The following is a 5,407-nucleotide window of genomic DNA, read 5'->3' as shown; positions in this document are numbered from 1 at the left end:
CGGACCTTCGGCCCTGTCCTCGCAGCGTGCGCTTACCGAACGATTGACCCGTCAACCAATTTCCCCGCCGTGCGGGCTGCACCTGGGAGTAACCATGAGTCGCAAGCGCCTCGACCTCGTCCTTTCCATCACCGGGCTGGTGATGGCCGTCGTGCTGGCCATCGCCGGCGCGTTGCTGATGTGGGGCGGCCACTTCGCCAAGAACACCGTGCACGACCAGCTCGTCGCCCAGAAGATCTCCTTCGGCGCGGCGTCCACCCTGCCGGCCAACCTGCAAAGCTACGCCGGTCAGCAGGTCACCAACGGCCAGCAGGCCAAGGCCTACAGCGACCTGATCGCCGAGCACCTGACCAAGGTCGCCGGTGGCAAGACCTACTCCGAGGTCAGCTCCGAGTGGATTGCCGGTGGCAGCAAGGACGCCGCGCTGGCCGCCCAGCGCACCACGCTGTTCATGGGTGAGACCCTGCGTGGGCTGTTGCTCAACGCCTACGCCTTCTCCATCTTCGGCCAGATCGCCACCATCGCCGCCTGGGTATCCTTCGCGGCCGCCGCGCTCCTGCTCGTGCTCGGCATCCTCGGCCTGGCCCACCAGCGCAAGACCCCCGCCGAGGCCGTCGTCCTCGCCCCGGAGCGCGAGATGGTGACCGCCTGACCCCAGGCCGCTGACCGGGAGCCCCGCCCTGGACCTCCCCTGCGGGAGGGACCAGCGGGGCTCCCCGGTTTGCCGCCCGCTGCCCATCGCAGCACCGGCAGCCCCGTACAGCTGCCCAACAGACCCGGAGCCCCGCCGAACCTCCCAGGTGCCGGCGGGGCTCCGACCGTCCCAGGCCTCCCAGGCCGTTGTCCGGCGGCGAGGCGAGAACGACCGACGCGGCCGCCAGTCGAGGGCGGTCGGTCACCGCTCCACCAGGATCCGTCTAACCCGCATGCGTCCCGGGTCGGGCGGCGCGGCGGCCACGAAGCAGGTGACGGCAGGGAATCGAACCGGTTTCCGGGGCCCCACAATCGACCGCTGCCACGAGCGGTTCGTTGGCCGACAGCCCTCGGGTGTGGATGGCGTCCGCGGCACAGGCCTGGTCACCCGGGTCGGATTTCCGGTTGAGCTCCCTGATGCCGGCCCGATCCTCACATGCTGAGCGTCGGAGCTGGGGTGACAACTGCTTGGCTGGGGCGCCGAAGCCGGCCCGCGCGGATGCGGTTCATCCAGCCGCGGCGGGCGGCCACGGACGGCGCGGTTCTTTCTCGCGCTCCTTTTCGACTCGCAGACCTGCCTGCGTCCGGACAGTCAGCGGCGGCCCCGGATCCCATCCGGGGGGCGACGCTGTGAGCTCAACGGGCTGACAAGGCCCTGTAGCTTTGGCTCTGTCCCTCAGAGGTAGTACTGGAGATTCCTGGAGTCGTCGGTGGTGGTCAGCGCGCGCGAGTCCTGATCCGCAACGCCGGCGGGGTGGTCACCGCCGATGAGATCCGCTCCCTGGCGATCAGCCAACGCCTGCCTCCCCGTCGGCCAGCCCGAGGATGGCGTAAACGTTCAGCCGGGCATCCATGCAGGCCACCAGCGAGTACCAAGATCCCCATGGCACGGGTGGGCAGGGCGGTTTCAGCGTCGCGGTCAACCCGGCGCCGGGGCCGGAGCAGCGCCCGAGGCTGTTGCGTGGCGCTGCCCCGAGGGTCCGCTCCGCGCGGTTCAGTGCTCTCCTCACGGTGGGCACGAGTCGGGTGCGACCGCCGTCGTGATGGTTCCCACCCGGGCAGCTGCGGCGTCAGGTCGTGGCCCGCAGTACCGGGTCGCCAGAGGCGGTGCGCACTTCCAGGCCGGAGATGTCGGCCGGCTGGAGCGCGGTCGCGGCTGACACGACGGATTCCTGCCCGGGGACGGCGTTCCAGGTGGCCACCTGCTCGACCCGTCCGGTGCGGTCCCTCACGACGAGCGCATAGCTGCCCGCGGCCGCCCCGTACCGGTCGCCGGCGGCGTAGGTGCAGCGCAGCACGATGCGGGTACCCCAGGCCACCGGCTGTAGCTGCGCGCTCGCGCGGATCGGCGTGGCGGCCACCGGCGCCAGCGTCAGTGCCGGCGCGGTCACAGTCGGCGGGGTCGACGTGGAGGACGGGGATGGCGTTCGCATCGCACCCAGCGTGCCGAGGGCGAGGACGGCGACGACCGCGGCCGCGGCGGCGACCCCACCGGCCAACGCCCACCGGTGTCGCCGTCGCGACGTCCGCTGGACCTCGACCAGCAGCGTCGGCAGGAGCGTCGGCGGCGGCTCGTCCACGACCTCTGAACCCAGCTCGGGCAGCAGGTCCGGCGGTACCCGGGCCAGCAGTCCCGGCAGCCCGGCCAAGTCCGCCACTGCCTCACTGCAGGTGGCACAGGTGCGCAGGTGATCGACGTACTCCTGGCGCTCCTCGGGCGCCAGCGCGCCGAGCAGGTACACCGCATCGTGGCGAGCGAACCGGTCGGGCCCTTGGTCGTTCACTGGTCCACACCCATCTCGTCTAGGACCAGCCGCAAAGCGCGCAGCGCGTAGTGCGTGCGCGACTTCACGGTGCCCTCCGGGATGCCCAGCTGGGCGGCCGCCTCGGCGACCGACCGTCCCTCATAGAAGCATTCCACGAGGACCTGCCGGTGGTCGGTCGAGAGCCGGGCCAGGGCATCGGCGACCAGCCACGCCTGCAGCATTCGGTCCGTGTCGTCGCCGGTCGCCGGCTCGGGCGGGTCGGCGACGGTCACTTCCCGCTGGGCCCGGCTGGACCGCCACCCGTCGATGACCAGGTGCCGGGCCACGGTGAACAGCCAGGCGCGGGTGGCACCGTGCGTCCCGTCGAGGATCCCGGGGGAGCGCCATGCCCGCAGCAGCGTTTCCTGGACGACGTCCTCGGCCCGGGACCGGTCCCCGGTCAGCCGGAGCGTGAACGACCACAGCGCCGGCGCGTGCTCGTCGTTCAGGGCGCGCATCAGGTCGACCTGGCTGGCGGCCACGTCACCTCCTTCCCCCCTACAACGGGCGGGGACACTGACCGGTTCAGTGGGGTCACCACCGAGGTGAACCCACCGCGGCCGGCAGCCGTCGTGCAGGCAACACCCTGGACGAGGGTCACCCATTGGGAGGTTCTCATGGCAGTCCTTCGACGCACCGGGATCGCCGCGGCCGCCGTCGCCGCCGTGGCCTTGCTGGCCCCGGCCCTAACGGCGTCCGCCCACGACCGGAACGACCAGGAGCGGCCGACCCAAGCCGGCAGCCACCCGCTGACCTGCGACTTCCACGCACAGATGCACGGGACTCTGACCGTCGCCGGCTGACACGACCCGGCCTGGCTTGCGCGGGGTGCGACCGATCCGGACTAACGATGTAACCCGGAGCTGCGTGCCCGGGGGTGCTCAACGACATCCGTCGGTTTCGACCCGGCCCCCGCGACGACGAGGAGCACCGCCGCGACGGTGGCTGCGGCCTGGGCGATCGCCGTCCAGCTCTTCTTGGCGTACCACAGCGGTTCGTACATGTCGGGGAACGGGCCGAGGTGACCGACGTCGACATACCGGTAGGCCAACAGGGCGGCCAGCCCCCCGCCGGCCACGACGGCGGCGAACGCGGCCGTCAGACGTCCCGGTCGCCACAGCACAAGTAAGGCCGCGACGACCGCGGCGACGGCCTCGACCCGGAACAGCTGGCCCTGGCTCACCGTGGCCCGCACAGCGTCATAGGTGTTGGCCAGCGACCAGTGCACGTACGCGTCCACGGCCAGGCCGATCACGGTGACGACCACCAGTGTCCTGCGGGTGAGGTTCATCGATGCCTCCCTGACGGCCTCACATCAGCGCGTCGCAGGTCGGTGCGTGGGTGGGTCGGTGATCACGCAGGCGTTCTTGTCGCCGACACCGCTGACCAGTCCCGTGGGGGCGCCGACGTGGACCGATGACCTCGTCGACGAAACGGTGACCAACGGTGCAGCGGGTCGTCTCATGAGGTCTCCAGTCGCACTGGCCAGGCCGGCGTCACGCCGACCTATCCCGATAACGCCCTCGCGGGCTGCTCGGTTCAGTGCCGCTGGATCGGATCTGCCGCCGTCCGGGCCGTCGGGTCTTAAGGTCCCGCCGTCCAGGCGCCCCAGGGTCGACCTTTCAGTACGAGTCGTCCACGAAGCGCCCCGCCGCCGGGGGAGGGCTCCTGACGGCGGGGCGCAGGCGCGTGCAGATCAGGATGCCGCCGATGACGCCGCGAAGGGAGGTGCGTCGCACGCCAGCGCCGGACCGCCGGACAGGCGCGGACCACCGGCCTGAGTCGCCCTGGTGAACCGCCGAGCCAGTGGCCTCGTTGAGCAGGCATGAGACTCCGTCGATCGTCCGTCCGTTTCGCCGTGGCTGCCGCAGGCTTAGCGTTGTGTGCGGGGTGTTCGAGCGCGACGTCGGGCGCGACGCCATCCACACCGACCGTCGCGCCGCCGTCCGCATCGCCGGTCACGAGCACGGGCGGTTCCCCGGCCGCCGCCAGTGCTCCGACGATGACGATCTCCGGGTTCGCCTTCTCGGCGCTGACGGTCAAACCCGGAGCCCTGGTCACGGTGTCGAACCAGGACTCGGTGTCGCACACGGTGCACATCCAGGGCACCGCCGTCGACGTGACCGTCCCACCGGGTGGGCAGGCCACCTTCACCGCACCGGCCAAGGCCGGCGCCTACCCACTGACCTGCGACTTCCACGCGCACATGCACGGGTCCTTGACCGTCGCCGGCTGAGGATGCGCACCGGTCGTCCGGCCCAGCTACGCGACCCGGCGGCCTGCTTCTAATCCGCGGGTCGCAGGTTCAAGTCCTGCCAGGGGGACTCAACTGACCTGCGGCGATGCCCGGACCGCCCCCAACCTGATCGGCGCTGTCGATCGAATTGGGTTCTTCTTGGGTTCGGCGGTTGTGGCGGCAGGGCGTGTCCGCGATCGCCCTGCGTGGCGCCTTGGACCTGATCGCGCAGGCGGGCGGCGGGGTCGTCGAGGCGTACCCGCAGGCACCGACGGCGAGCAGGTTACCGCCTCCTTCCTCTACAACGGCACCCACAGCGCCCGCGCAGCGCAGTGCAGGTTGCTGCGGACACCCACGTGCCCGAAGGCCCGTACCAAGCCGAAGCCGGGCGTCGTCACCCAGGCTGACGGCGAGTTCGAGCGGACCCTGCTCGCTTGGCAGCGGCCCGTCCATGGCGGTGATCCCTGGCAGGCGCTCGTGCAGTACCACCGTGGCGTCGGGTTGCAGCACTACCAGTGGGTGACGCCGGCGAGGTGCGGCCAAGGTGGTGTCCAGCGGGAGCCCGGTACTGGCCTACGCCTGGGCTGGGCACCGTCTAGGGCGTGTCTGATGGTTCATCGCAGCCAGAACAGCACGATGGCGGCGAGGACGATGCCGGCCCTGTAGTTGCGGG

General features: G+C 71.1%; 6 protein-coding genes. 3 read left to right on the top strand and 3 right to left on the bottom strand.

Annotated elements, in window-relative coordinates:
- The first annotated feature begins 94 nt into the window (after positions 1 to 94).
- Positions 95 to 652, top strand: coding sequence for a hypothetical protein (locus VIM19_00710; protein HEY5183439.1), 558 nt, complete (start codon positions 95 to 97; stop codon positions 650 to 652).
- Positions 653 to 1,763: 1,111 nt separating this feature from the next.
- Here the strand turns inward: VIM19_00710 and VIM19_00705 are convergent.
- Positions 1,764 to 2,477: an anti-sigma factor gene (locus VIM19_00705; protein ID HEY5183438.1), complete on the bottom strand. Its 714-nt coding sequence runs from the start codon at positions 2,475 to 2,477 to the stop codon at positions 1,764 to 1,766.
- A complete protein-coding gene (locus VIM19_00700; protein HEY5183437.1) occupies positions 2,474 to 2,980 on the bottom strand; it encodes a sigma-70 family RNA polymerase sigma factor in 507 nt (168 codons plus the stop codon). Before VIM19_00700 ends, VIM19_00705 begins: the two co-directional genes overlap by 4 nt.
- A 135-nt stretch (positions 2,981 to 3,115) precedes the next feature.
- On the opposite strand from VIM19_00700, the gene VIM19_00695 reads away from it, so the two are divergent.
- Positions 3,116 to 3,301, top strand: coding sequence for a hypothetical protein (locus VIM19_00695; GenBank protein ID HEY5183436.1), 186 nt, complete (start codon positions 3,116 to 3,118; stop codon positions 3,299 to 3,301).
- Between the two features lie 41 nt (positions 3,302 to 3,342).
- Here VIM19_00695 and VIM19_00690 read toward each other — a convergent pair whose 3' ends face one another.
- The gene (locus VIM19_00690) at positions 3,343 to 3,789 is read right to left on the bottom strand and encodes a hypothetical protein (protein HEY5183435.1); all 447 of its coding nucleotides are present in this window, start codon (positions 3,787 to 3,789) and stop codon (positions 3,343 to 3,345) included.
- Positions 3,790 to 4,500: 711 nt separating this feature from the next.
- Between VIM19_00690 and VIM19_00685 the strand changes: the two genes are divergently transcribed.
- On the top strand, positions 4,501 to 4,734 hold the full coding sequence (locus VIM19_00685; protein HEY5183434.1) for a cupredoxin domain-containing protein: 234 nt from the start codon (positions 4,501 to 4,503) through the stop codon (positions 4,732 to 4,734).
- Positions 4,735 to 5,407 lie beyond the last annotated feature (673 nt).

It is taken from the genome of Actinomycetes bacterium, assembly GCA_036510875.1.
Lineage (GTDB): Bacteria > Actinomycetota > Actinomycetes > Prado026 > Prado026 > DATCDE01.
The sequence above is the reverse complement of the archived record's forward strand: the minus strand, read 5'-3'. Positions and strand labels throughout refer to the sequence as shown.